Annotated in this window: 23 protein-coding genes; 5 read left to right on the top strand and 18 right to left on the bottom strand. The window is 42.6% G+C overall.

Annotated features, from left to right (window positions below; all coding sequences use genetic code 11):
* Window positions 1-2 precede the first annotated feature (2 nt).
* The 12 genes from ACWYVB_RS03205 to tagH are packed head-to-tail and all read right to left on the bottom strand — an operon-like array spanning window position 3 to window position 14,849.
* On the bottom strand, window positions 3-797 hold the full coding sequence (locus ACWYVB_RS03205) for a type VI secretion system accessory protein TagJ (protein ID WP_457527950.1): 795 nt from the start codon (window positions 795-797) through the stop codon (window positions 3-5).
* Window positions 798-807: 10 nt separating this feature from the next.
* Entirely contained in the window at window positions 808-2,319 is a 1,512-nt protein-coding gene (gene tssC / locus ACWYVB_RS03200; RefSeq protein WP_152814361.1) for a type VI secretion system contractile sheath large subunit, read from the bottom strand.
* A 52-nt stretch (window positions 2,320-2,371) separates the two neighbouring features.
* Window positions 2,372-3,865, bottom strand: a complete 1,494-nt coding sequence (gene tssC / locus ACWYVB_RS03195; protein ID WP_005396386.1) for a type VI secretion system contractile sheath large subunit — start codon at window positions 3,863-3,865, stop codon at window positions 2,372-2,374.
* Window positions 3,865-4,395: a type VI secretion system contractile sheath small subunit gene (gene tssB / locus ACWYVB_RS03190; RefSeq protein ID WP_005396385.1), complete on the bottom strand. Its 531-nt coding sequence runs from the start codon at window positions 4,393-4,395 to the stop codon at window positions 3,865-3,867. The genes tssC (ACWYVB_RS03195) and tssB overlap by 1 nt, the downstream gene beginning before the upstream one ends.
* Window positions 4,396-4,410: 15 nt before the next feature.
* The gene (gene tssA, locus ACWYVB_RS03185) at window positions 4,411-5,529 is read right to left on the bottom strand and encodes a type VI secretion system protein TssA (RefSeq protein WP_268978939.1); all 1,119 of its coding nucleotides are present in this window, start codon (window positions 5,527-5,529) and stop codon (window positions 4,411-4,413) included.
* Window positions 5,522-6,316: a PP2C family protein-serine/threonine phosphatase gene (locus tag ACWYVB_RS03180; protein ID WP_005398381.1), complete on the bottom strand. Its 795-nt coding sequence runs from the start codon at window positions 6,314-6,316 to the stop codon at window positions 5,522-5,524. Before ACWYVB_RS03180 ends, tssA begins: the two co-directional genes overlap by 8 nt.
* Window positions 6,317-6,325: 9 nt before the next feature.
* Entirely contained in the window at window positions 6,326-7,021 is a 696-nt protein-coding gene (gene tagF, locus ACWYVB_RS03175) for a type VI secretion system-associated protein TagF (protein ID WP_104970766.1), read from the bottom strand.
* The gene (gene tssM / locus ACWYVB_RS03170) at window positions 7,003-10,521 is read right to left on the bottom strand and encodes a type VI secretion system membrane subunit TssM (RefSeq protein ID WP_145473018.1); all 3,519 of its coding nucleotides are present in this window, start codon (window positions 10,519-10,521) and stop codon (window positions 7,003-7,005) included. Before tssM ends, tagF begins: the two co-directional genes overlap by 19 nt.
* A gap of 16 nt (window positions 10,522-10,537) precedes the next feature.
* The gene (tssL, locus tag ACWYVB_RS03165; protein WP_457527945.1) at window positions 10,538-11,830 is read right to left on the bottom strand and encodes a type VI secretion system protein TssL, long form; all 1,293 of its coding nucleotides are present in this window, start codon (window positions 11,828-11,830) and stop codon (window positions 10,538-10,540) included.
* An 11-nt stretch (window positions 11,831-11,841) separates the two neighbouring features.
* A complete protein-coding gene (gene tssK / locus ACWYVB_RS03160) occupies window positions 11,842-13,167 on the bottom strand; it encodes a type VI secretion system baseplate subunit TssK (RefSeq protein ID WP_104972680.1) in 1,326 nt (441 codons plus the stop codon).
* A gap of 21 nt (window positions 13,168-13,188) precedes the next feature.
* Window positions 13,189-13,644 (bottom strand): type VI secretion system lipoprotein TssJ, encoded by a 456-nt coding sequence (gene tssJ, locus ACWYVB_RS03155; RefSeq protein ID WP_005395676.1) that lies wholly within the window; start codon window positions 13,642-13,644, stop codon window positions 13,189-13,191.
* Window positions 13,645-13,655: 11 nt separating this feature from the next.
* A complete protein-coding gene (gene tagH, locus ACWYVB_RS03150; RefSeq protein WP_005395675.1) occupies window positions 13,656-14,849 on the bottom strand; it encodes a type VI secretion system-associated FHA domain protein TagH in 1,194 nt (397 codons plus the stop codon).
* 312 nt (window positions 14,850-15,161) lie between these two features.
* On the opposite strand from tagH, the gene ACWYVB_RS03145 reads away from it, so the two are divergent.
* From ACWYVB_RS03145 to ACWYVB_RS03135, 3 genes are all read left to right on the top strand, one after another.
* Window positions 15,162-17,312, top strand: coding sequence for a serine/threonine-protein kinase (locus ACWYVB_RS03145; protein ID WP_268978940.1), 2,151 nt, complete (start codon window positions 15,162-15,164; stop codon window positions 17,310-17,312).
* 430 nt (window positions 17,313-17,742) lie between these two features.
* The gene (locus ACWYVB_RS03140; protein WP_457527942.1) at window positions 17,743-18,078 is read left to right on the top strand and encodes an Hpt domain-containing protein; all 336 of its coding nucleotides are present in this window, start codon (window positions 17,743-17,745) and stop codon (window positions 18,076-18,078) included.
* A gap of 34 nt (window positions 18,079-18,112) precedes the next feature.
* Entirely contained in the window at window positions 18,113-18,304 is a 192-nt protein-coding gene (locus ACWYVB_RS03135; protein ID WP_457527940.1) for a hypothetical protein, read from the top strand.
* 32 nt (window positions 18,305-18,336) lie between these two features.
* Here ACWYVB_RS03135 and ACWYVB_RS03130 read toward each other — a convergent pair whose 3' ends face one another.
* From ACWYVB_RS03130 to ACWYVB_RS03115, 4 genes are all read right to left on the bottom strand, one after another.
* Window positions 18,337-18,834, bottom strand: coding sequence for an ATP-binding protein (locus ACWYVB_RS03130; RefSeq protein WP_457527939.1), 498 nt, complete (start codon window positions 18,832-18,834; stop codon window positions 18,337-18,339).
* Between the two features lie 111 nt (window positions 18,835-18,945).
* Entirely contained in the window at window positions 18,946-20,046 is a 1,101-nt protein-coding gene (locus ACWYVB_RS03125) for a PP2C family protein-serine/threonine phosphatase (protein ID WP_457527937.1), read from the bottom strand.
* Between the two features lie 29 nt (window positions 20,047-20,075).
* Window positions 20,076-20,336, bottom strand: a complete 261-nt coding sequence (locus ACWYVB_RS03120; RefSeq protein ID WP_005395662.1) for a hypothetical protein — start codon at window positions 20,334-20,336, stop codon at window positions 20,076-20,078.
* Window positions 20,337-20,549: 213 nt separating this feature from the next.
* The gene (locus tag ACWYVB_RS03115; protein ID WP_457527935.1) at window positions 20,550-21,164 is read right to left on the bottom strand and encodes a glutathione S-transferase; all 615 of its coding nucleotides are present in this window, start codon (window positions 21,162-21,164) and stop codon (window positions 20,550-20,552) included.
* A gap of 144 nt (window positions 21,165-21,308) precedes the next feature.
* Here ACWYVB_RS03115 and ACWYVB_RS03110 point away from each other — a divergent pair, with 144 nt between their 5' ends.
* Both ACWYVB_RS03110 and ACWYVB_RS03105 read left to right on the top strand, forming a co-directional pair.
* Window positions 21,309-21,884 (top strand): TetR/AcrR family transcriptional regulator, encoded by a 576-nt coding sequence (locus ACWYVB_RS03110; RefSeq protein WP_005395660.1) that lies wholly within the window; start codon window positions 21,309-21,311, stop codon window positions 21,882-21,884.
* A gap of 1 nt (window position 21,885) precedes the next feature.
* Window positions 21,886-22,290 (top strand): PPC domain-containing DNA-binding protein, encoded by a 405-nt coding sequence (locus tag ACWYVB_RS03105; protein WP_457527933.1) that lies wholly within the window; start codon window positions 21,886-21,888, stop codon window positions 22,288-22,290.
* Between the two features lie 98 nt (window positions 22,291-22,388).
* Here the strand turns inward: ACWYVB_RS03105 and nirD are convergent, their stop codons facing one another.
* Together nirD and nirB are read right to left on the bottom strand one after the other, a co-directional pair.
* Window positions 22,389-22,724 carry a nitrite reductase small subunit NirD gene (gene nirD / locus ACWYVB_RS03100; RefSeq protein ID WP_457527931.1) on the bottom strand — a complete coding sequence of 112 codons (336 nt, stop codon included), beginning with the start codon at window positions 22,722-22,724 and terminating at the stop codon, window positions 22,389-22,391.
* Entirely contained in the window at window positions 22,725-25,244 is a 2,520-nt protein-coding gene (gene nirB, locus ACWYVB_RS03095; RefSeq protein ID WP_457527929.1) for a nitrite reductase large subunit NirB, read from the bottom strand.
* Window positions 25,245-25,250 lie beyond the last annotated feature (6 nt).

The raw sequence follows: 25,250 nt of genomic DNA, 5'->3' as shown, positions 1-25,250 counted from the left end.
TGTTACGCTATTTGTTTCGATTCTAACAATGTAGTCAAGTCACAGATTGAGAGGGCTGAATCACCAACTAGCCAACATTTTTGGCCTAAACCCACGAAGGATTCTTGCTCACCAAGCTGTTTCCAATCTGTTTCTCGACCTAGCTTTTGTGCGTCAGTTTCTGAGTCAACATAGGTCAATGGCATATGGCCTTCTCCTTCGCCAAGTCCGTCAATATCAAACTCTACAGGTCGCCAAATACTTTCTAATAAAGAGGTAGGTGCTTTTATTTCTAGCGCTTGAATGCTAGAAATTGGAACAAGAAAATAGTTACCCGCGGTGGAAAACAGTTCAATGTAACCACCTAAACGATCATCAATATCCCTAGCATCTTCATAGTTTGTACCGTTTATGTTAAAGCCTTTAATAGTACGATGCTCTTCAATGCTATGCGCTAGGTGTGACGCTTCTGCATAGTCTTGATTTTTGAGAGCGAGGTTAAAGCGAACAAGCTCTTTAGTGAATTCCTCGTCACCTAATACCTTGGCACTAGCCGCACCGTCGATAAAATCTTTTCTAGCCTGGGCCGCTTTCACTAAATGTCGCAACTGACTTGCACCAGGTAGATACTCAGGAAACAATTTGATCGATTGCATAAGTTGCTCATCCGCACGCTCGAAGTCTCCATCAATGCAAAGCAGCTCAATGAACGAGCTTCTCAAGCTTGCATCTTTAGGCGCCGCTTTAATTTCATCAATTAATAGCTCTAGAGCTTGTTGCAATTGGCCTTGGGACAAAGCATTTTTCCATTGGGTCATTGTTATTTCCTTACACCAAGTGCTCTGGTGATAATTCAGTAATTAATTTAATGCTAGATACCATTTGATCGAGCTGGAAGTGCGGTCGCAAATGGATAACAGAGTAATAGTGTCCTGGAGTTTCTCTTTTCTCTCGAACCGTAATTTTCGCTTCATTTAAGGGGTACTTAGCCCTAAGTTCATCAGATGCTTCATCCGACGCGGTAGTGTACTGATGCAACCATCGTTGAAAGTCCCGCTCTAGGCTTTCTGCATCTTGATACCCACCAATCTTGTCACGCCCCATAACCTTGAGATAATGTGCGACTCGCGACACACACAACGTGTATTGCAACATCGACGTGAGCTTTGCATTCGTTGAAATGTGTTTTTCTGCATATTGCTTAGGCTTGTAGAGAGATACATTCGAGGTCATCCCTACCATATCGGTTTCAGGTACAGGAGAAATAGAAATGAAACCGCATTCAGACAACTCTTGTTCTTTTCTCTCAGAGATCTTTAAGTTTAAAGGACATCTTTCACGGTCATTCTTGCCATTAACACGCATTTTGTTCCTAGTAGGAGCGACGATAATACCCTGACTATAATCCCCTTGCTTAATGCCTCGCATGTGCGTAAACCACCCATGCTCCTGAAACGCTCTAATTGATACGGCCGCAAAACAATACGCGCTACTCCCCCATAGCAAATCGCGATTAGAGTCGTAGACATGCTCTTGAAAGTCGAACTGATCGTTGCGTGAACCATCACTTTTATATGGCTGACGGAATAAAACATTCGGCGCAGTCAGGCCAATAAATTTGGTATCATCGTTGTCTCTCAAACTGCGCCATTTTGCGTAATCTGCCTGTTCAAATTGGGCCGCAATATCTCTTATCGCAGAGAGCTGTGAAAAACTGTCAACACCAAACATCTCCGGCGATGCTGACATAATGAACGGGCTGAATGCTGCCGCTGCAGACTGAGAGATCTTGCTGAGCACAGACAGATCTCTATCAAAATAATTTTTACTCGCATCACAACGAAGTTGATAATCGCCAACTACCACGCCAAAGGGTTCTCCCCCGGCCATGCCATATTCATTTTGATAGAGCAGCTTAAATAATGCTGATTGGTCAAATTCGATGGCTTTTAGTGCATCTTTACTGACTTCATTCCATGTTGCCGCCAACACCTTGACTTTGACGGAGTCTGATGAGCGAGTGTCGACCTGTTCGCATAAATACCTCACGCCGATCCAACCTCTTTCGAGTTGTTGAAACTCAGGATGATGTATTATTTCGTTTAGTTGAGATTCTAATAGCTCATCAATTCGGTTTATCGTGTTCATCACACTATGACGAAAACTGTCCAAATCTCTTGAACGCGTACCTTCTAGCCAAATTCGAGCTGACTCTAAAAGATCAGAAGATTCATTGAATCGAGTCAACCACGGGCTATCAAGCTCAGCATAGCCTCCTGTGCTGAATTCATGCTTTAGCTTACTGGGATCGCGAAAGTTAAGTGACACTGCTATTTCCATCTAGAACATAACGATTTGGTATGGCTGGCCTTACGACCAGCCAATTCATCTCTTATCCACCCGACTGAGGGATCTTTGCAACAAGTCGCAAAGATGTCGTCAATTCTTCCATTTGCAGCCAAGGCTTAAGCCATGCTACAGCATTGTAAGAACCTGGTGCGCCAGGGATTTCCTTAACCTGGACACGAGCATCTGCTAGAGGGTATTTCGCTCGGATCTCTTGACCACCACCCTCTGAAGCATTTACATAGCCTAGAATCCAGCGGTTCAACCAAGACTCAACGTCTTCCGCTTCCATAAAGCTACCGATTTTATCTCGAGCCATTACTTTCAAATAATGCGCAAAACGAGATGTCGCCATCATGTAAGGTAGACGTGCTGAAATCGCCGCATTAGCCGTTGCTTCCGGAGATTCGTGGTTCGCCGGTTTTTGACAGGTTTGCGCACCGAAGAACACCGCATAGTTGGTGTTTTTGTAGTGACAAAGCGGTAAGAAACCAAGTTTACCCAGCTCTGCCTCACGTCGGTCGGTAATACCAATCTCTGTTGGACACTTCATATCAGGATCGCCATCATCACTCATGAAGAAATGTGTTGGCAAATTATCCACTCGACCACCACCTTCTGCACCACGGATAGCTGTACAGAATCCATATTTTGAGAAGGCGTCTGTTAACTTAACACCAAGAACGTACGAAGAGTTCATCCAACAGTAGTCATTATGCTCAGCATTGACAGCAATACCTGACACTGGATCTACTTCGAACTCTTCAAATCCAAATTCCTCAACTGGAGCAGTGGCTTGTCCGTATGGTAAACGAGCCAGAACTTTCGGCATAGTCAGGCTAACAAAACGTGAATCAGCACTCTCACGGAACGAACGCCATTGAGCGTATTCTAGCGACTCAAAGACCTTGTCTAGATCGCGTGGTTTTGACAGTTCAGTCCACTCATCAAAACCAAATAGTGCTGGTGAGGCCGCGGACAAGAATGGGGAGAAGCCTGAAGCGGCTACATTTGACATTAGGCGCAGCGACTCAATATCCTCTGGGTGGTTGGTAAACTCATAGTCACCAATTAATGCACCATAAGGTTCACCACCTGCACTGCCAAACTCAGACTCGTAAACTTTCTTAAAGATCTGGCTTTGGTCAAATTCAACCGCTTTACTCAAGTCTTTATGTAACTCTTTCTTAGTCATACTCATCATGCGAATTTTCAGAGTAGAGCTCGTCTCTGAGTTCATCACTAGATAATTTAAACCACGCCAAGAACCTTCAAGTTTCTGTAATTCAGGATGATGCATTACTTCAGACAACTGATCAGAAATCTGTTTATCAAGTAAATTAATCGCTTCACGAAAAGTTACCGTTAGGTTTTTGTTCCAAGTAACCGTCCCTTTCATCGCTTCTTCAGTGAGCGTTTTAATTAGCTCTTCAGCACGAGAGGCTTCTGTCTGCTTAGTTGCACCAATAGCTTGATCTAAAAATGAAGTTGTTTGTTCATTAACAGTTGGATCTAACTGCTTTTCAGCTTCAGTCGTCATTATTCCGCTCCTTCAGTACTGTCTGACTTCGCTTTCTTGCCAAGATCTAACTCGCCCGCAAGTTTTGCCAGATTGTCTGTGTTGTTCAAAACATCCTCTAAGATGTTTTCAAGCTCTTCAGAACGGTCAACTTTTGTCATCAAATCACGCAGTTTATTACGCGTTTCCATCAGTTGGCGCAGTGGATCAACTTGATTTACGATCGCAGCGGGCTCAAAGTCTTGCATTGATTTAAAGTTCAAATCCACCTCAAACTGTGAATCGTCGTTCGCAAGCTTGTTCGCAACTTTGAACTTAACCGATGGGTTCATCTTTTTGAGCACATCATCGAAGTTGTCTCGATCGATCTGAATAAAACGGCGGTCTTTCAATGGCTTCAACGCTTCAGTGTTTTGACCAGCGAAGTCACCCATTACACCTACAACAAAAGGTAGCTCTTTCTTAAGAGTTGTACCTTCAGTTTCAACATCATAGGTAATGTGGACACGAGGCTTCCGTACTCGTGACAGTTTCGAGTGGATACTCGTCATACCATTCTCCCTTTATTAATTTTCATTTTGTTCTGCTATGCCAACCAAACGGAAGTAGCTTTTCTTTGCATCTCCGTCGGAGATAAGTTCCGCCAGTAACTCCGGCAGAGGCATTCCACACCAACGAATGATCTGTTCGATGGAGTAAGAAACTGGTGAGTGAGGCTCACTCTCTCTGAAGAAATCAGCCACTTGCTGCAATTGTCTAATCGCCTGCTCTCGTGATTTCATGTTTGTCGCTAATAGTGCATCAGAACTTTGTGAACTCACTTGTTGTTCCGAAGAAGAAGATTCATCCACCTCCTCCAGTTCTTCAAACACAGCTTGTGGTTGATTAAAACGCTCTCCAAGGAGATGCTTTAATGCCGAGTGTATTGATTCAAGCCTTTTTGATATATAAGAGCTAGGAGTAACATCACCTACCGCTTCATCTAATCGCTGACTGAATTCATTAAATGACTCTGTGGCGAACTCCAGATCAGCGATTAGCTCACGATAAAAGGAATCAGAGGTAGATTTAACTGTAGTTGTAATATCAGATAGCTCTGTAGCGCCAAGATCGACTCGATTTCGGCGCTTATCTTCATCTAAACGCTCCAACTCAATAGCTTGCTGATATTCCCAGTAGGCATACGCTTGCTCAACGCCTACGTCAGTAAGCGGGATACAAGCAATAGGGAAAATAAGTGTTCCTTCGCTATCGATACCATTGAGGCCAGTAATCGCCGATATTCTTGTTTCAATGCCATCCTCATCAGGCATTGGATAGAGATCATCCCAAAATTTCTCGATGAACTCAGTAGCGAGTTTGTACCCAACGCCCATACCGCGAAAACCATACAATCGAGTTAGAGCCTCTATAAGCCAAGCAACAAACTCTAAATCTTTAGATTGATTCGTAAGTATCTCTGGTACTTCTTCTATAAATACCCGCCATAAGTTACTGTGGGTATAAATACTTTCTTCTTCTATAAGTGCATTGCGCTCTGCATTTCGCGCAGCCATACGCTGATCTTTTAATCGGTAATAAGCGGACTGTGGCGATACATCTTCTCTAGGATCAACACCTGTGGGATTCTCTTGAGATATAGGAGCCAACGCTTGTTCATACCAATCGAACATCTCACTATTCATAAGACCTCCCTCTAAGAAAAACGGGGATCGTCGCGTCTTCTCTCGTTACTGCTTCAAATTCCGTCTGCGCTTGGCGAACTTTGACTAACGCACAAGTAACGTTATCACTTGCACCCCTCACTAACGCCGAATGCATGAGTGCTAATCCTGCTTGATTTACTGAGTCCGCATACAATGTCCGGTGAATTTCATCACTCGTTAATTCTTTAGAAAGCCCATCACTACACAGAAGAAATTGGTCTCCATCAGCCAACTGCCCTGAAACTTGATCAATAGTGATACTCTCATCTACCCCAACAGCTCTGGTAATAACATTTGCGAGAGGATGTGACTCAGCATCTTCAAATGCCAATAACCCTTGATCGACTAAATCCATAACTTGACTATGATCGCGTGTTTTTTGAGAAAAATGACCATTTCTAAGCTGGTAAATTCGGCTATCACCGACCCAAAGACAGTGGTAATACCCGTCCTGGATAAACAACAAAACAAGAGTTGTTCCCATCGTTTTACCGTCTAAGTGATTTTGTGCGTATTGATAAATTTCTAAATTCGCGGCTTGAACCACACTCCGGATATCATCGATATTGGTATTTGGGACATCCTGCATATGGCGCGCGATTCTATCCACTAGCATCTGGCTTGCTATGTCGCCAGCACTATGCCCCCCCATTCCATCGGCTACAACCCAAATATGCTGCTCTGTCATATCTAAAAGAGCATCCTCGTTATAAGGACGTACTTTTCCTGCGTGCGATTTAGCAAAGGTAAAATAGTTCCAATTCATTCTTCTATCCTACCAATTCCACTTTTTCCAGCCGCCATCAAGCATGGCAGAAAATTGACCAATAGAAGGGAAACCGCTGGTCATAAACATACATGGTTCAACTAGAGTCGAGCCTTCAGTCCACCAAAAGCATGGCTTACTCAATTTTTCTTTAATGAGGTAATTCAAAAGTGCGCTTTGATCTGCTCCACCTTGATCATGAAAAATCGTAGATATTTGGCTTTGATAAAGAAACTTAAGAGGCCGCACTTCACTTTTTACATTCGCCACTAAATCGTTTTTTTCTTGCATGCTCTTATGCCAAACATCAAATACAAAGTCGTCCTCAAGTACTGCTAGGGCAAGAGATGCACTGTCCTCGGTCCAAGCTTTGTCCCCCCAATATTGCGCAGCTTCACCTTTTACGGCACGAGCTATAGTAAAGAAAAAGTATCTACCGCATGCATCTACACTAGGAATCATGCTACCAATGTATGTCGAGTCTTCTAAGTAACTAACATCCAGAGCAAAGTGCCACACAGGCGCGGTTAAAAAGTGCTCATTCCAACTTTCACCCAATTGTTCTCTGCTGACTGCAATAACAGCCTGCTGCCAGTCATGCCAGCGCTCTGAAAAATCTTGTGATAAGCCATCTTTCACAAAGTCTCCTTTTGCAGGCATTTTACCGATATAACCCCAGGCTGATGTTACAAGGTTCGTGGACATCTGAACCTCTCCATTTCATTTGACCAAAACGGATTAATAGCACTAGACGGAATAAGCTCTAGTTGCACCTTATTTCCCTTTAAATCAATCATAACTATGTTGTCTTTACGCGATTCTGGTCTTGCTTTAAGTGATTGATCTAGCAGTTTGAATATGCCCCACTCACCTTCATAAGTATGGGCAATCTCACGTTTAGATTCTGGCGGTGTGAACACTATTCGAGTCTGGTCTTGACCCGCAGGCCAGCTCAAGGATTTAGCTCGTGCTGGTCCATGCTTATAAACCAAATCTTGCTTACCTAGCTCTAGAACAAACCGAGTAATGTGCTGATCCAGATACACTGGTTTCATACCGAACTCTACGCGCAATGAATTATCAGATTCAAAGAAAGACTGCCTGATACGCTTCGCTCTTTGAAAGACCATCAGCGTTTCTGGACGAACTCCAATTTCCTTTTCTAATCGCCAACGACTTTTCGAAGTATCGACAAACGGTTCAAGATACTCTTGGAAGAATGAGTCAAGCGTACCTCCATAACCAAAGAAACGTTTGAAGTCCTTCAGCCTTACTTCTCTGCTTGCATTTGGCTCGAATGGGTATCTACCCGCAATAGTCCGCTGATAAGGGCGCACCACTTGCGTAACCCAAAGCTGATTTAGATGATCTTTCGACCCGCTCTCCGCAAACTTAACTGACTCTTGAGAAAGTTCACCTAGCCATTGATTAAATGGCCTAGGCAAAAGTTCTTTAGCGCGAGCAAAGGAAGCAGCCACATCTTGTGTAACGGTCCCATCTAAAATACTTTTGTAAGCAATTTTCTGATTATTACCTGAGCTTGATAAATCGCTTAAATACGAGCGCAAGTTAACCATAGCTTGTTGAATATCATCAAAGTCTTGTTCGCCGAGACGTAAGATCTCCGAAAAATGAGATTCGACTTCTTTACCTGGCAGTGCAACATTGAAACCATTTTCTTCAGGCAAGTACATGTCTAGTCTATCTGCCGTATTCGAAAATTTAACTTTGGCAACCTTACCAGCGACTTCAGAAGTGGCCTTCTGATTTTCTGACAATGATACTTTCGACAAACCAACTTCTTTTTGGATTGCCCTCAACAACGATTCGATTGGTCTTTCAACTCCAGATAGAACTCTAGCTTGTTCTGTTGCAAGCTCTAGGCTCGGAGCCTGCTTAAGTTGAATATCTTCGATCAGAGTTTTCCATTCATTCACATAATCTTGATAGTATCGAGATTGGACTCCTTGAATAGCGCTATCTTGATCAATTTCATGAGCCTTAAGATCGTCACCATAAACCCAGTTCTCTTCCATTAGGCTTTTTACTGTACGGTTGATCTGAATCTGAAAAATGCTATGAAAGCCATTGTACGTATAAAAGCCCGAAATGCCTTGTGATAACGGCTTTCCACTCGCTCGTTCAAACTGCTCAAGCCCTTTAGGCCCCAAGACATCAGTCAAACGAAATGAAGGAACATGACTCTTCGAAAATTGTATCTTCATTCGCTGATAAGCACGTTCTGGTAGAGACATTTGTGTCAAAACCTCGCGAGCATTAGTCACGGCAGCAGTATTATAAGAAAAGCCTTGTCCATTATTCTCTAATAAATTTTGAGTGTGCTGTAACAGACCTTTTCTTAAGTCTATATTTAGTTCACCCGGATATTGACGTTCAAAATAGAAGTTAAACCAAGCCAACACTTCATCTTGTTGGTATTTGTCTGGATTAAACAACATCAAATAAGTTTTCAACGTTTCATACAAATACTCTCGATGCTGTTGATTACTTTCCATTTCCGTCACCAAGCTATCAAGAAGCAAGGGAGCGTAATATTGGGTCAACGCATCAGAATATGCATTGTTTGCCGCCTGTGAGACTTTATCTCCTTGATAGAGACCAAACCTTTTTACGGAATCAGCATCGCCGTAGTTGCTTTGCTTTCCTAGAGGAAGCGTCATCAATCGGTCTAATGTCTCTACGGCTGAGATAATATCCGCCTCAAAATCTAGGCTCTCAGCACCAATCATTGCTTCAATATGGCCGGCTTGCTCATTGGTATCGACAATCAACTGAGAATTCCACTTGTAGCTCATAAGCCAAAGTGCAGACGCACCTAGCAGTAGAGAAGCACAGCCAATGTAAACACCTCGGCGCATCCATCCTGACTGCTTTTGATAGTGACGATTAACCGTTCCTAACAGTTGTTCCTTGAAAATAACCTTATCAAACAAGTTCTTCACGAAATAACTATGAGACCCTGTTGGGCTCTTTGCTAGAGCGAGGCGATTTAGTCCAAGTCCATTGGTCGATTCATTCATTAACTTATCGACTGGTAAGCCTTCTTGGACCGAGCTCAACATAAACACACCACGAATCAAGGCTGGCTCTTCAAAACTATTTTGTGCAAATATTTCCGCTAAAAATTCATCAAGGTTAGCTTGCAATACCCTTAGCTGTTTAGGAAACTCAAAAATAAGTGCTCGCTTCTCTAAATCATCTTCAGTTTCAAGGATTCTCAGCATTCGCGCATCAAGGCGCTCCAACATGCCATGAAATTCTTTATTGAATAAAGAAATAACCCCTCTTTCATCAGCCACTTCACGCGGAAACATGAAACCGAACAATTCCTCACGCTCTTCCTTACTTAGATCAGAGAAGAACTCATTGAAACCCGCAACTAAATCCATTTTGGTCAGTAGTACGTAAATAGGAAATTGCATACCTAACTGATTCTTCAGTTCTTGAAGGCGCGACTTGATAGCTCGAGCATGAAGGCTTCGCTCGGTTCTTGTCTGCGACATCACACTGGCTAAACTGATCGTGACAATTGCACCATTAATTGGCCTTTGCGTTCTATATTTTTTCAACAACCCTAAGAAGCCGTGCCATGCTTTAGAGTCGACTTTTTCTTGACTGTCTTGTGTCGTGTATCGACCGGCCGTATCAATCAGAACGGCTTTATTTGCAAACCACCAATCACAATGACGAGTTCCACCGACACCAGCAATAGAGTCAGAACCAAGGCTATCCGCTAACGGAAACTCTAGCCCTGACTGCTTTAACACTGTTGTTTTCCCTGTCCCTGGAGGGCCGATCAACACATACCAAGGCAAGTCATATAAGCTTCGCTTTCCTTTATGTGTTTTCGTTACTACTTTGACAGCTTGCTCAATACGCTCGCGCATTAAGTCAATTTCACTCGCCGCTTCTTTATCTGACTGACTATCAACCTCAAGTAACGTTTGAATACTTTCGTCTTCTTTAACTTTTTGCTTGTGCTGCTTAGTCACGTTGAATAAAGCCCACACAAACACCAGCACCAAAATCGTGACTAGTCGTTGGAAGTCGCTCTTTAGCGGCTCATATCCCGCTATCGTGATAAGTGGACCAACAACCCAAATAAAAATTGAACAAGCAGCGACACCGATAAGACCGAGAAACCACCTTTGAGTAAATATTCTGCCAATTTCTTTAATACGCATCTCTATCTACCTGTTATTAATTCGCGACAAGGAGGTCGATTTCAATTCGACGGTTAATAGCTCGGTTTTCGTCACTATTGTTTTCAACCAATGGTCTTGCATCACCCAGCCCTTCTGGTATGACTCGACCTTCTAGTGCGCTATTCGAGATAAGTTGTTCAGACATAGCAGTAGCTCGAGCTAATGATAGATGCCAGTTCGAAGGATATTTACTCGTGAAAATTGGCCTATCATCGGTATGACCTGTTACAATGATCTTGCCTTGGGTCGACTCCAACGTTCTAGCGAGTTTAGAAATTACGGGTTGGATATACGCAACAACATCAGCACTACCTGATTCAAATAGATCTTGCGATTTTAACGAAATTCTTACCCTGTCTTGCAACGGCTCGACGTTAATTAGCCCCTTCCCGATCTCGGTTGCCAGATACATAGAGATCCTTTCTGAAATTGGCGCTGATTTTGATTCTGACGTTGTATCTTGGTTAAGCTGTTGCGGTTGAACCAAATTGACTAATTGAGAAAAGGTGCGGTTGGAAGCCTTGTTTAGCTCATAGCTAAAATACATGAATATACAAACCAATAATGCAGCCGTTACGGAGCACACAACCCAGAGAGGAGCTCTGTCGGAAGCCTTAGAGCCATTCAAAATGTGTTGTTCGATACTATTGCTTAGCTCTTGAGGTATCCCTCTTCCGTAAGACTTAAGAATAGCGATAATCTGCCTTCTCAGTTTTCGGTGAGACTCCAGTCCGTTTTTTTCCAAACGATATTGGCCGAGAAACCCAAGCGATAGGCACACGTACATCAATTCAAGCAAATCTAAATTTGTATCTGGTTGCGCCATGCACTTATCAAGATACTTAAAGAACGCTTCCCCACCCTGGCTGCTGGCATAGAAAGAACTAAGCAATGAGTCATGGCTCCAAAATGAATGCCCCCCCCAATTAGTATTGAGCACCACTTCATCTAACGAGCAACACAAACAGTAACGAGCCGTATCAATAGTGTCCAAATCAACGTCGTGGTGACGTAGTCGGTTCTCATAATCTCTAAGCTTTTGTGCCAACGTCTCTTTTAGAAACAACGGGTCAGAATGAGTCGCTGTCGCTCGAATTTGACCAATAATGGATAAAAGACCATTCGCTTCTGCCAATAAAGGGTTGTTCCCATAAGCGACCACTGAATCGTTATTCACCAATTCAGGACTTTTTGAGATAACTACCGTATTATCTGCTGACTTTTCTGATTGTGGTTTCGGTGCGGGCGCTCTTCCACCCGGTGTTGGTTTTACGATCGTTTGTTCCATACTGAGCACACCTATTGACTAATACTCCACAGCTCAAGGTCAGCATTCGGAAAATGCCCCGATAAATGCAGCGCAATACCACCACTGTCTTTCAGCCTCATCCAAAACGGGCCTTTCTTGACTACTTCGAAGTAGACATAACCCGTTTGGTAAGGGATCTGCCTCGGTACTACACTCAATGGCGCTACGTTTATGCCATTAATCTGATTGTTGATCAGATCACGAATCTGCTCCGCTGGTCCAAACTTGAGCTGCGCCGGGACTAAACGTCTGATTTCATCTGTTGTCGTATCAGCTTTGACCGCAAGCACAAACTGGCATGATTCAAGTAAACGCTTATCTGGAAGTGGCGTCACTTGAATTCCATATTGTCGTGGCTCCAAAGGAAGTTTGCTTGCTGTTTGATCAAGGACAACGCTCAGATATTGACTCAGAACTTGATTCAATTCGCTATAAACACTTGATACATCTAAGTGATCGTATGTAAGTAAGCTTGGCATCCTCTTGGTTTTGTCAGAAAACGTAGCTAATTCACCAATATAACCTTTCAGGGTCGTAGCTAATTCCAATGGATGTAGCCTGTCTAGGTCACTAAAGTGCTTTAACATCGCCTCATACCTGTTCAACATTTGTAGCATAATGAAATCAACAGCAGATGCAGATGCGGCTTTGCCCTTAATCAATCGCTGCGCAATAACGTCGGCACGCATCTTTGTCATCGCAATAACGTTACGCAAGTAAGCCGACATAACTTTGTCGCTAAGTAAATTGATAAGCGGTGGAACATACGAATCGTCTAGTATTACTTCGCCTTCTGCCGTTACCTCTTTTATTTTCAAAATCGGTAACTCAACATAACCCGCTAATTTGTCATTGCTGGCTTTCAGTTCCAGGTTTAGGGCTGCGACTTGAATCGTTTCTTCATCCTGCCCAGTGAGATTATCTATAACGTCAACGTCTTTAAGTACATAACGAGAAACGATCGCCTCACTTACATCAGAAACATTTTTACCTTTGATATTTGAAAGGGGAAGAGTGATTTTTACTAACGTATTTTCTACGTCTTTATCAATAAATAAAGGCACAACCGAATCGCTGGCTGTTAAGGTATTAACCAGAGTCATATCTGGCAAAACTGCCTCAAAGTGATCTAATTCAATCAGACCATCTTTTAATGCATGTTCTTTTACTCGACATTTCCAAACCCCCCAATTATAAGCCCCACCAAACTGATGTAAGCCTTTGAATTCCTGAGAGGTTGCGCGTTCATGTTGTTGAAAGTGCTGGGGACGTAAAAACATCCCTTCGCACCAAGCCGTCTTGGAATATTGCGTCATTTATAATTAGCCAACTAAACGTTATTTTACGACCAAAGACAGATCTTCTAACAGAATTTGATAGGTGTTGTAACCGGTCTTATCCACTTCAATGACTTGTCGCCAATTTGAATTTTCAATATCTCGAAACGCTGCGACAATGCCTAAGTATTCAGTCTTTGGAGACATACTTGCCTGATATGTTTCTTTCTGACCTGGAGTTAATGATATTTCATATTTATTCACTAAATCAGGGCCTAAGACTTTTTCACTTTCTTCATAAATTGAAAAAAAATCCTGACTTTCAAAAAGGGTATTTGATGTTAATTCAAAAACATACACGACTACAGGGGATGGCCTACCATTGGAGTCAGGGTTAATATTGTGATTTGCTGTTATTTCTAAATCTGAATATGGATCAACAACTAAATTGGCTGCTGAGCATCCAAATAAAACCATTGAAATTAATAACAAAATGTACTGATAAACTCTTTTCATCACCCTATTTCCTAGCTTTTATTTTTTAATGCTAACTCATAGTGTTTAGCGAAATCTTCTAAATAAAATGGAGATTCTTTATTGATAATGTCATCGGATAGCTTTTCATGAATATCCTCAAACCGCTTCCAACTTTGAGCATATTTCCTTGCTGGAATAACCTTATTAATAACCGTGTCTTTAGCTAAAGCTTCTGAGTATATCGACGTAGGTTCAACAAGCGACATAACACTTGAAACCGTACCCTCAACACCTTTCATTAACGCTTGTTCATGACTTTCTATATCACTAAACGCTTCTTTAATGGCTGCACTTGGCTTTAGGAAACTTGCAGTTTGACGGTTATATAAGTTATGAATTGCATCTTCTAAATTCGCAGAGAACTTCAGAGGATTATTTTCTGACTTCCGAAACGCAGTATGACTAAGTCGATTTGTTTGTTTAAATACCGCACGATTGTGCAGTGTTTCCATTAAACCAACTAACATCAAAGAAAATGATTCCCCCAGCTGTTCAAACCATTGTTCTCTGTTGTCGCTGGGAATCATCGTTGGATCAATACCCGCTCCTTTAATGAACGCCGCAAGCTCGCTCCCTTTACTATCAAATTTGGGAGTTGGCTGACGTTCTAGCTGACGTGGGGTTTCCGGTACAGGTGTAGGATCTACACTCTGTTTTTCTGGTTTGGGGATATCAATGAAATCATCGACTAATCCAATATCTAATTGAAAGTCAGAAGGAACACTCTCATTCAAAAGCTCACTGGCACTAAGGCCGAGGTCTACAAACTCTGCTTCAGATGAACTCGAGAATGCTTCAGGTTCTGAACTGGAACGAAAGTTACTTTCCTGATTATTGAATGCCTCAGTGCTCGTTTGAATACTTACTGAAATTTGGTAATCCCCTAAACTAACCGTATCGTCGTCGCTTAGTGCAATCTCATTTCCTTGGCCCACAGGTGTCACAGCGTTATTAACAAACGTGCCATTAGTTGATAAGTCTTTTATCAAGTATTTATCACCAAACTTGATGAGCTCTCCGTGAGTTCCAGATACTACTCTTTCGGGGTCTGGCAGTGTCCAATCACATTGTTCAGACCGACCAAATGTAACCTTGGCATGCTCATCACTTGATTCAAACACAAACTCACTCTCTATCTCTGGAGTAAATTTGTGAAAACTTGTTATGGTTAAAACCAACTTCATGTAAACCTCGCCAAAGACCTGCTAAATATTATTTTTAATTTTATTATTAGTCACTTTCTTATTAACAGTAAGATTAATAAAAACCTTAAACCTGCCATTGAAAATCATGCACGGAATAATGAATCATTTTTTTATCAAAGCAATCACGTATTGTTCAACAATTTTAATTATCCAACCAAGTTCAAATTTTTGACACTTAGACTTTCATCAATAAAAAAACGAATGTTAGTTTGGCCGCGAAATTCTAACATAATGACTTTTCATTGAGCAGAAAGGTATATATTCCCCCATCATTTATACGGAGTTCTTGTGATGGAAGACAGCAATAAAAACAATTCTATAAATAATAAAGATAGCGGAGACAAAACTAAAATTGTAAAGACTCAAAAACGAGACAATGCAATTCAATCAAATAAAGTTGCTAGCAATGAAGGCTCCGTTCAAAATAAAAATGAAACAAATACAAAACTGTCTCAAAAAGAAAACACTCCGTTAGTTAATAAGAAAATAAACAATAAAAATAACACATCAAATAATGACAAAGATGTTATTAATGAGAATTTAATAGGCACAACTGTCAAAAATCGATATGAAATCGAGTCGGTTCTTGGCCATGGCGGACTTTGTGATGTTTATTTGGCAAAAGATAAGATATTAGAATCTTCAGGTTCAGAAACCCCTTACGTAGCATTAAAGATTTTACAAAAAGAGTTTGCATCTCAACCAGAGACTGCACGCATGTTGATACGTGAAGCTCAGCAAACACAAAGATTAAGCCACCCTAATATTATTAGGGTTTTTGATTTTGGTGTTGATGGCGAAATATACTTCTTAGTGATGGAATATATTAACGGGGAAACATTAGAGAATTTAATACAACGATCTAGGCCGCATGGGTTGAAGTTTAACGCAACTTTATCGATTCTAAATCAGGTACTTGACGCGCTGTCTTACGCCCATTCACTTGGTGTCGTGCATGCCGATTTAAAGCCCGCTAACGTCATTTTAACGTCTGAAGGTAATGTTAAATTACTCGACTTTGGTGTATCTAAAACTCATCAATTAAAGCAAGATCAATACGCAGCTAAACGTAAATCCGAAAGTGTGGAGACTCTTGGTTATACTCCAAACTACGCATCGCTCAACTTGTTGTCGGGTAAAGAGCCAAACTTAAGCGACGATATGTTTGCGCTATTTTGTATTGCTTACGAGTTATTGAGTTGCAAGCATCCTTATTCAAGAACTCCTGTTAATGAAGCTCTCAAAAAGAAAATGAAGGTCTCGAAACCTGCTAATATGCCAGTATCTAAGTGGCCTATCTTTGCACGCGTGTTTTCAACTGGCATCATCCCCAAAGACCTTACCCCAGAGCAGTTAAAACAAAAGTTGAACATGCGATATTGGCCTATCGTTAGTGGTGTAGCTGCAAGCGTACTATTGGTTACCGGAATCGTATTTGGCTATCAACAACAACAAGAAACCATCTCTGATTTAGAAATAGCGATTAACAAGCAAAATGATCAGATTAATGGGCAGGAATGGTTGCTCGATACACCGCCAGAAAAAAGCTTGTCACTGATTAATAGTGAGAAAAACTTACACCCGGTGATTAAAGCTGGCTTACTACGTCAGCACAAGAGCTACCTTCTAAGTGAGTTTGAATCTGAGATTGATCAGGTTCTGAATTCTGATGCTAACAACTATCCAAATTATGATGAAATCGAGTCTGTACTAAACAAAGCAAAAGCCTACTACCCTGACTCACATAAAATTGAAGTTCTGGCGTTAGATATTCAATCAAGCAAGCACTCCACATTGCTTTCGATAGCCAGACAAATCAATAGCCAACTGGAAAAGTCTCGATACAGTAAAGAAGAAGACAGTAAGTCCATCTATGAACTGAAAGATGAGTTAAATCAAATTCATCAGGATTACCCATTTACACCAAGCTCATTATCTAGCGATGTTTTTGGTAAACACCTAACTGAAGCACTCAAAAATAAAGATGCTGCAGCACTTGTTGCGCTAATTAAGGTTGGGAATACTTTCTTCTCAAACGTTGAAGAGCATCAAAACAACTTAAAAATAAGCAACGCGATGAAAGATGCAGTTCTCGAAATGAAACTGTATGAGACCGCGCTAGACTCTAACGATCCTCTACCATTTCCGGACGAGGCTGCTCGAATTTTGTTCCAAGAGGAATTTGAAAACTTCTATTACCGCCTAGAAAAGGCAAGAACAACAACTCACCTCGATAACTTAGTGAAAGATGTTGATCAGTTTTCGAAGAACTTTCCTATCGGTTTTCAAGATATTAACGATTTGAGATTCAAAACTGCAGATAAATACCTGCGCTTCTCCGACATACTACTCAATAAGAGAAGGACCACAAGCGCAAGACGTGCAATGAAGAAAGCGAATGAGTTAATGAGGCAGGTAGAACAGGACTCCAAGCAAAGCTAATTGTACAAAAGGGGCGCAAGGCCCCTTTTTTGCGTCAAGCTACTTGCCATTATGCAACTAGGTTGCTAGCTTGTATTTGTACTCAATTAGGAGAGTTAACCTTGACTGAAGGAACAGTCAAAGTTGGCGAGCGCTTGGCTTACTTGTTTGATGATTACTTTAAACTAGGTAGACAAGACTGTTCCCAACCCAGCATTTTATTTGGAACCCACTATCACGTAACTTGTGTTGCCACGACACGAGTGCAAAATGCTTTGCACAAAAGATTAGATCATAGACACTTGTATATAAGTCAAAGTGTACCGAACAATAACTTTGTTTTTATGAGTCTAGCTCAAGTGATAAGCACACTGTTCAGCGCTCAACTCCCCCCCACTTCAACGTTCCTATCCTATACATTTTTCTACCTCGCGGTTAGTCAGAGGTAAACATGATTAATTTTGATGTTCTCAATAAATACATGGAGAACGACGTAGATCTTATCGTCACCGTTTTTTCCACATACTTAGAAGACCACGCCAATGACATACAGCGTATCAATGAGTTGTACGCAAACAAATGTTGGCCGGAACTCTACTTATTGGCTCACAGTCTAAAGGGCACTCTAGAAAGCTTTGGTGAAGAAACCGCTGTCATTGTTTTCACAAAAATAGAAGCAGAAACAAGAAACGATAGCGAGCCAGATAGCTCAGATATAGCTATAGTTACTAAAGAGCTAGCTGCCATTAATCAACAAATCTTTGCTTACTTGAAGAATATGCAATAAAACAAATTAAGGCTTAACTGGGGGAAATATGGCAATGAACAATAGCAATTTCAAGGAGCTGATTGAGTCTCTCAAAGACTTAACGCCAACTCAAAAGAGGTACTTGCTTAGTCGTACAAAGATGGCGTTAGATGATGAGAGCAATATGCTAAACATCAGTGATATACTGACACCAGAAGAGTTGGAAGCATTATTGTCGCTTGCACCAACCACAAATACAAAATAACAATAACATACAACGTAACCGTCAGATTAACGCTAGGGACCAGGTGGGGTGAATAGATCTCGCTTGGTTGTTAGTTTTTCGCCGTTCCTCTTCACTAAAACAAACGTGTTTTTTGCAATCTCTTTTTCTAACTTGAACTGGTCAGATAATTGAGCGACTAACATCAGTCCACGACCTGAAGCAGACCAACTATCATCATCCATTAAGTTAGGAGCCTCAATCTGTTTATTTTTATGTTGGTTGAATGTCATTTCATTGATTGACGCTCCGTAGTCAGAAACCCTAAGTTCAATGAAATCTGACATTTGGTCACATCTAATCCTACACTCCACGTCTATCGGCTTGCCTTCAATTTCACTGTAAGAATGGATGTAAGCATTGTTCATAAGCTCAACAACACAAAGCTCCAACGACTGAGCCGTACTTAACGATACTTGATTATCCATTAAAAACTTAGCAACCTCTTTGCTCGCACTTCGAGAGCGAGTAAGGGATCCACCGTAAGTTCGTTTAAACTCGCTCTGGAACATTCTTTTCCTTTATCCCTAGGCTATCAGCCACGCCACCTTACTTGTAAAAGACTCGCATCATCATCAAACTCATCTTTGTTCTGCCAAGATTGTACTTGTTCAAAGACACATCTAGCCTGCACTTCTGCTTCTAATTGCGAAGTACAAACAGCTTTTATACTTGATGCCAACCTTTGTACTGAAAACATCGCCTCGCCTCGCTTCTATCAAACCATCCGAAGAAAGCCATACTACATCCCCCTCACTCAGAATAATTTGATTACCAACGTACTCCATCGGCTGCAAAGCGCCAATCATAAAGTTGTCTTCACCCGCCAGCTCTGTAGTTTCGGTGCTCGCTCGCCAAACAAGGAACTTAGGATGACCAGCAGTACAATAGCGAAGTTGTCCTGATTCTGTATTAAGAATGGCATAAACCATGGTGAAATAAAGCTGACTGTTCCTAGTTTGCTGATACCGTCGGTTTAGCCGATCAATAACGGCTGCTGGTTCACTGATACAGTAGTCGCCATCTCTTAGCTCCATGGTTATCGAATCAGGTCCCAGATTTTGAGATAACGTCTGTTGGATAGAAAAAGCCATCAAAGCAGACGAAACACCATGACCTGAAACATCGAAAACATAAAATGCGACATGTTGTTCATCAAGCTCAAAATACCCCAACATATCACCACCAATCTGGGAGCATGGTTTGTAGACATAGCTAAAATTTACATTCTGAATAGTTGATTCAGCGGGGAGTAGTTGCTCCATCAGATGACTAGCAGACTGTAAATCTTGATGGATCATTCGATAGGCTGCATCTAACTCTTTATTTCTATCAACGAGTTTGTTGTGCAGTTCTAAAGTACGAAACCCCGCACGGATTCTGGCCTGAAGTTCCTCTACAGACGTCTTCTTATCCACAAAGTCATCTGCGCCAGCATCGATGCCTTTCACGATCGAGCTTTGGTCATTTCTAGAGGACAATAAAACAAAGAAAATGTAACGTTCGCTAACTTGCGATTTTAATTGCCGACACAGCTCAATACCATTAATGCCAGGCATCATTAAGTCACTAAGTACAAACTGAATATCTTTGCGATAAGTCAGCACTTCAAGTGCAGATTGTCCGTCTTCAACAGCAATAACTTCATAGCCCTGCTTTTCTAATGCACTGCTGATATAAAGTAGTACTGTTTTACTGTCATCGACCAAAAGAATGGATTTCATTCGCCTCCTTAAGACGATAGTCGGGCACGCTAACGCAGAACACTAGTCACTGATTGCTCATTTCTAAAACGACTATAATCTTCAGCTAATAACTGGTGTTGATATCGAGTGTAAGACAGCGCCTCATTGGAGATTAATATCTGGTGCTCTTTCTCTATTAACTGACTTTGCAGTTTTTCAATCTGTTCATTCTGCTGTGTGTTATTGAGGTACAGCGCGACGAGACCAAAGACCGAAACCATTAAAAGAGCAATAAGAACATTATTGATAGTTTTAACTTGAATACGCATGACCTCTCCTTGTCTATTAATAGACTTCCCACCATGAAAAGAACGTCTACAGACTAAGAGCGCTAGGCTCTAAAACGTATTGAAGCCCATTGAGGTTGTTTTTCCAATTATAGGCGATAGGAGACAAAATAAGAAAAAAGCTGAAGAATTTGAATATCCTTGTGAATTCAAAAGGCAATAGCAGCGAGCAATGATCTACTCGCTGCTGGTACATCAACTTAGAAATGCAGGCCGAGCTGAAACTTGCTCATACCAACGCGCAATGTTTGGTGCAGTAGTAAGCACATCGATTTCTAGGCCTTTAATTACAAAACCAATCAAAATAAAGCCTGTAATATCGACGATAGTAAAATGGTCAGCGGCAATGAACTCGCTTTCACCAAGTCGCTTATCTAACAACGGTAAAAACTCTTGCACGCGTTGCTTGGATTCTTCACCCCACTCTTTAACGCAACGCTCTCTATCTTCGTAGATAGCTGTGATGTTTCTAAATGCTTGAAAAGCAGCGTACAGACCTTGAAACTCCACCACGCGATGCCACATTTCCACTTGCGCGCGCTCAAGTTGGTTTGCCCCAAACAGAGCTAAATTATTTTCAAACGCTTCATCCAGATAACGACAAATTGCGACGCTCTCACAAATCGTCGTGCCATCTTCAAGCTCAAGCAATGGCACTTTTCCATTGACGCTTTTTTGCTTGAAATCTTCCGCTAGATTTTCGCCGTCACGTACATTTAAAGCGATGCGTTCAACATCGCCACCAATTTCCTTTAAAAAAATGCTAACTCGCTTACAACTTGGAGTTATCGCGGTTTCGTAGAGCTTCATTTTATATCCTTTTTCTTTTTCTAACCGATTGGTTAGGATATACTGTAGCCAGTTTATAAACGATCAGTCAAGAACTTCATTTCCCAAAAGTTGATCAATAAGTTTAGGAGTGGTTTGAGAAAAACCGCTCAGGTAGGTACGCATATGGCAAGAAAAGCCAACTTCGATCGAGAAGAAAAACTATTAGTCGCTATGGACGTTTTTTGGCGCAAAGGTTTCGCTAATACATCCATTTCTGATCTCACCGACGAGTTGAACATCAACCGCTTCAGTCTTTACAACACCTACGGTGACAAGCAACAGCTCTACTACGAAGCGCTCGATACTTACTTGAAAAAGGTCTCGCTACCGTCACTGAATGATTTGGAAAAAGACGACGCATCTTTACCCGAGTTGGAATCGTTCCTTAAATCTTTTGCTGAGCTGCAACGCAAACGCAACTGTGGGTGTTTTATTCAAAATGCGTTGATTGAGCACGCTGGCGAAGACGATGACGTGCTGCGCAAAGGGCATTTTTTGTTTGACCATCTTATCGACATCATTGCGGATGCACTAACCAATGCGCAAAAAGAAACCTTAGTGCCAAAAACGCTGAAACCAGAAGAGCTCGCTCGTTTCGTTCTCAACAACATGCAAGGTATGCGCGTACTTGGCAAAGCCAAACGTTATGCAGACTTGGATACGGCGCTTTCCTGCTTGCTGGTTTTAATTAGGAAGTAATATGTCGATTGAAGTGATAGCAGTTCGTCTTACCAAAGGCATGGACTTAAAGCTGAGCCTAGCGAAATTGGTCGAGAAGCACGGTATCAAAGCAGGCTCGATTGCCTCATGCGTTGGCTGTGTCTCTGACCTCAATCTTCGTTTGGCAGGTGCAGAGTGTACGTTAACCAAACAAGAGCCATTTGAAATCGTCTCTGTGATGGGAACACTGACGCCTGAACATCAGCACGTTCATATCTCGGTGTCTGATCGTGATGGACGAGTCTGGGGCGGGCATTTAATGGAAGGCACGGTTATAGACACCACCGCAGAATTGATCATCCATTCTTATCCAGAACTTGAGTTTACCAGAGCGATGGACGACTCGACTGGCTATACCGAGCTACAAGTGAATCCTTCCGAATAATTAAAAGCTCCAGAGCCTTACCGTGTGGTCTCTGGAGCTTTATTCGCTTATCTCTTACGCTAAGCATTCACTCATATCGAGCAAGCTAATTTCGAGGATCATTCTTCGACTAAATAACAAACCTGATTATCGTCGACTGTTACTTGCCACGTTTTTAGACAGTGCGCTTCGTCTTCCAAACACTGCCCACTCTTTAAACTGAAGTGTTGTTTGTATAGCGGTGATGCAACACACATCTCACCATCGATATCACCGACAATCCCTCGACTCATCACATAAGCCTTACCAATTGGGTCCCAATCTTGAACGGCGTAAACACCGCTATCTGGAATGTAGAATAACGCGACATGCTCGCCTTCAATCAACACCGTGGCACCGATGAACGGCATTAGGTCATCAAGCTGACACAATATCACTTTGGTTAAAGCTGCCATTTACACCTCCTGTTTCACTGGAATACGCTGACCGCGCACACGTTGGTACGGCAAGACTTTGCTGCCCGACGTGCTGTTCAAGAAAGGACGGAAGCGTTGCAATTTTTGAGGATTATCCAGCGTACTCTTCCACTCACATTGATAGGTATCTACGACGCGCGCCATTTGTTCATCCAAAGAGTCACATAGGTTGAGAGAGTCATCCAAAATCACTTGCTTAAGGTAATCTAAGCCCCCTTCTATGTTCTCCATCCACACAGACGTACGCTGCAAGCGATCAGCGGTGCTGACGTAGAACATCAAAACTCGGTCAATCATGGTGATCAACTCTGATTTGGATAAGTCGGATGCAAACAAATCAGCGTGTCTTGGTCTCATGCCGCCATTACCACAAACGTATAGATTCCAGCCGTTTTCAGTGGCGATCACCCCAATGTCTTTACTTTGCGCTTCTGCACACTCACGAGTACAGCCCGATACGGCAAACTTAAGCTTATGGGGCGCTCGCAATCCTTTGTAGCGGTTCTCTAACTCAATGGCTAATCCGACCGAGTCATCAACACCATAGCGACACCAAGTAGAACCCACGCAAGATTTCACGGTGCGCACCGATTTGCCGTAGGCGTGCCCTGTTTCAAAACCAGCATCAATTAAGGTTTGCCAGATTTCAGGAAGCTGTTCTAACTGCGCGCCAAATAAATCCACGCGCTGACCGCCAGTGATCTTGGTGTACAGATCGTATTGCTGAGCGACTTCACCAAGTACGATGAGTTTGTCTGGTGTAATTTCGCCCCCCGGAACACGAGGTACAATCGAGTAAGAGCCGTCTTTTTGCAGGTTTGCCATAAAGGCATCGTTAGAATCTTGTAGAGATTGATGCTGTGGCTCCATGATGTGTTCATTCCACAAAGAAGCAAACACTGATGCTGCTGTCGGCTTACAGATATCACACCCATGCCCTTTGCCATGCAGTGCGATTAAGGTGTCGAAGTCTTTGATCTGTTCCACTTGGCAAATATGGAACATCTCTTGGCGACTTAACTCAAAGTGCTCACAAAGGTGGTTGTTAACCTCTACCCCCATGGCTGCCAATTGCGTATCCAATACCGACTTCACCATATTGCTACAGCCACCACAGCCAGTACCGGCTTTGGTGTTGGCTTTAAGGTCCGTCAGGTTGGTTGTGCCAGCTTGAATCTCGGCAACTAAGTCACCTTTTGTGACGTTGTGACAAGAACAGATGATGGCGCTGTCTGGCATCTCTCCATCCAGCATTCCGGTATCAAATAGCAGGTTCGCCGCGTGGTCTGGCAGGACCGTTTTGTTCAAATAACACTGTAAGAGCGCATCGTAGTCGCTATTGTCACCGACGAGAATCGCACCTAGTAATTGGGTACCGCTCGCATCAACCACCAGCTTTTTGTAGATGCCTGCAACCGCATCTTGCAATACCATCTCCTGTGCGCCTTCGGTTTGCATTTGTGCATCGCCGATAGACGCCACATCCACCCCAAGTAGCTTGAGTTTGGTGCTCATGTCTGCACCTTTAAAACCTTCGCTTGGCATTCCAGTCAGGACATCGGCAGTGGTTCTCGCCATGGTGTAACCGGGTGCGACTAAACCAAAGATCTTCTGCTCCCAAAGGGCACATTCGCCAATCGCGTAAATATTCTCATCGCTGGTTTGGCATTGATTGTTAATCACAATGCCGCCTCGCTCGCCTACTTCTAGCTCAGCTAGCCTTGCCAACTCATCTTGAGGGCGAATCCCTGCGGAAAAGACAATCACATCCACTTCGAGGGGATCATTGTCTTTAAACACCATACGATGCTTAGCGGTTTCACCATCGCAGATTCGCTCCGTCCCCGTTGAGGTATGCACGGTTAGCCCTAGCGCTTCAATCTTCTCTTTTAACACCAAGCCTGCACCATCGTCTAACTGCACGGGCATCAGGCGAGGCGCAAATTCAATAACATGAGTTTCTAACCCCAATAGTTTGAGTGCGTTTGCCGCTTCTAAACCCAACAAGCCGCCGCCAATGACTGCGCCTGTTCTTGCGCCTTCACATGCCTTTTTGATTTGTGAAAGATCATCAAGCGTGCGATAGACAAACACGTTGTCTCGGTCTTTACCTTCAATTGGCGGCACAAACGGGTAAGAACCGGTCGCGAGCACAAGTTGGTCGTAACCCAGCACATCTTCACCATCAAGCAGAATGCGCTTTTGCTCTCTGTCGATGCCTGTTACTTGGCTGCCAAGTACGAGTTGGATGCCATGCATGTCGTACCATTCTTGGTTACTCAGCATCAAATCATCATGAGACTTACCCGCAAACAAAGAGGACAACTGTACACGGTCATACGCGATAAAGCGCTCTGCACCAATCACGGTAATTCGGTGCTCCAAATGCGCGTTTTTCTGCACTAATTGCTCGACGAGGTGTTGCCCGACCATACCGTTGCCTACCACAACGATGTGGCTCAATGCGTTCTTTACTGGAATCGTTAAAGGACTGTTCATCGCTGC

The organism is Vibrio sp. JZG10 (assembly GCF_054064075.1).
The sequence above is the reverse complement of the archived record's forward strand: the minus strand, read 5'-3'. Positions and strand labels throughout refer to the sequence as shown.

Bases quoted from the DNA above. Each gene is read 5' to 3' on its own strand.
- ACWYVB_RS03205 (WP_457527950.1), bottom strand. From the start codon at position 797: ATGACCCAATGGAAAAATGCTTTGTCCCAAGGCCAATTGCAACAAGCT.
- tssC (WP_152814361.1), bottom strand. From the start codon at position 2,319: ATGGAAATAGCAGTGTCACTTAACTTTCGCGATCCCAGTAAGCTAAAG.
- tssC (WP_005396386.1), bottom strand. From the start codon at position 3,865: ATGACGACTGAAGCTGAAAAGCAGTTAGATCCAACTGTTAATGAACAA.
- tssB (WP_005396385.1), bottom strand. From the start codon at position 4,395: ATGACGAGTATCCACTCGAAACTGTCACGAGTACGGAAGCCTCGTGTC.
- tssA (WP_268978939.1), bottom strand. From the start codon at position 5,529: ATGAATAGTGAGATGTTCGATTGGTATGAACAAGCGTTGGCTCCTATA.
- ACWYVB_RS03180 (WP_005398381.1), bottom strand. From the start codon at position 6,316: ATGAATTGGAACTATTTTACCTTTGCTAAATCGCACGCAGGAAAAGTA.
- tagF (WP_104970766.1), bottom strand. From the start codon at position 7,021: ATGTCCACGAACCTTGTAACATCAGCCTGGGGTTATATCGGTAAAATG.
- tssM (WP_145473018.1), bottom strand. From the start codon at position 10,521: ATGCGTATTAAAGAAATTGGCAGAATATTTACTCAAAGGTGGTTTCTC.
- tssL (WP_457527945.1), bottom strand. From the start codon at position 11,830: ATGGAACAAACGATCGTAAAACCAACACCGGGTGGAAGAGCGCCCGCA.
- tssK (WP_104972680.1), bottom strand. From the start codon at position 13,167: ATGACGCAATATTCCAAGACGGCTTGGTGCGAAGGGATGTTTTTACGT.
- tssJ (WP_005395676.1), bottom strand. From the start codon at position 13,644: ATGAAAAGAGTTTATCAGTACATTTTGTTATTAATTTCAATGGTTTTA.
- tagH (WP_005395675.1), bottom strand. From the start codon at position 14,849: ATGAAGTTGGTTTTAACCATAACAAGTTTTCACAAATTTACTCCAGAG.
- ACWYVB_RS03145 (WP_268978940.1), top strand. From the start codon at position 15,162: ATGGAAGACAGCAATAAAAACAATTCTATAAATAATAAAGATAGCGGA.
- ACWYVB_RS03140 (WP_457527942.1), top strand. From the start codon at position 17,743: ATGATTAATTTTGATGTTCTCAATAAATACATGGAGAACGACGTAGAT.
- ACWYVB_RS03135 (WP_457527940.1), top strand. From the start codon at position 18,113: ATGAACAATAGCAATTTCAAGGAGCTGATTGAGTCTCTCAAAGACTTA.
- ACWYVB_RS03130 (WP_457527939.1), bottom strand. From the start codon at position 18,834: ATGTTCCAGAGCGAGTTTAAACGAACTTACGGTGGATCCCTTACTCGC.
- ACWYVB_RS03125 (WP_457527937.1), bottom strand. From the start codon at position 20,046: ATGAAATCCATTCTTTTGGTCGATGACAGTAAAACAGTACTACTTTAT.
- ACWYVB_RS03120 (WP_005395662.1), bottom strand. From the start codon at position 20,336: ATGCGTATTCAAGTTAAAACTATCAATAATGTTCTTATTGCTCTTTTA.
- ACWYVB_RS03115 (WP_457527935.1), bottom strand. From the start codon at position 21,164: ATGAAGCTCTACGAAACCGCGATAACTCCAAGTTGTAAGCGAGTTAGC.
- ACWYVB_RS03110 (WP_005395660.1), top strand. From the start codon at position 21,309: ATGGCAAGAAAAGCCAACTTCGATCGAGAAGAAAAACTATTAGTCGCT.
- ACWYVB_RS03105 (WP_457527933.1), top strand. From the start codon at position 21,886: ATGTCGATTGAAGTGATAGCAGTTCGTCTTACCAAAGGCATGGACTTA.
- nirD (WP_457527931.1), bottom strand. From the start codon at position 22,724: ATGGCAGCTTTAACCAAAGTGATATTGTGTCAGCTTGATGACCTAATG.
- nirB (WP_457527929.1), bottom strand. From the start codon at position 25,244: ATGAACAGTCCTTTAACGATTCCAGTAAAGAACGCATTGAGCCACATC.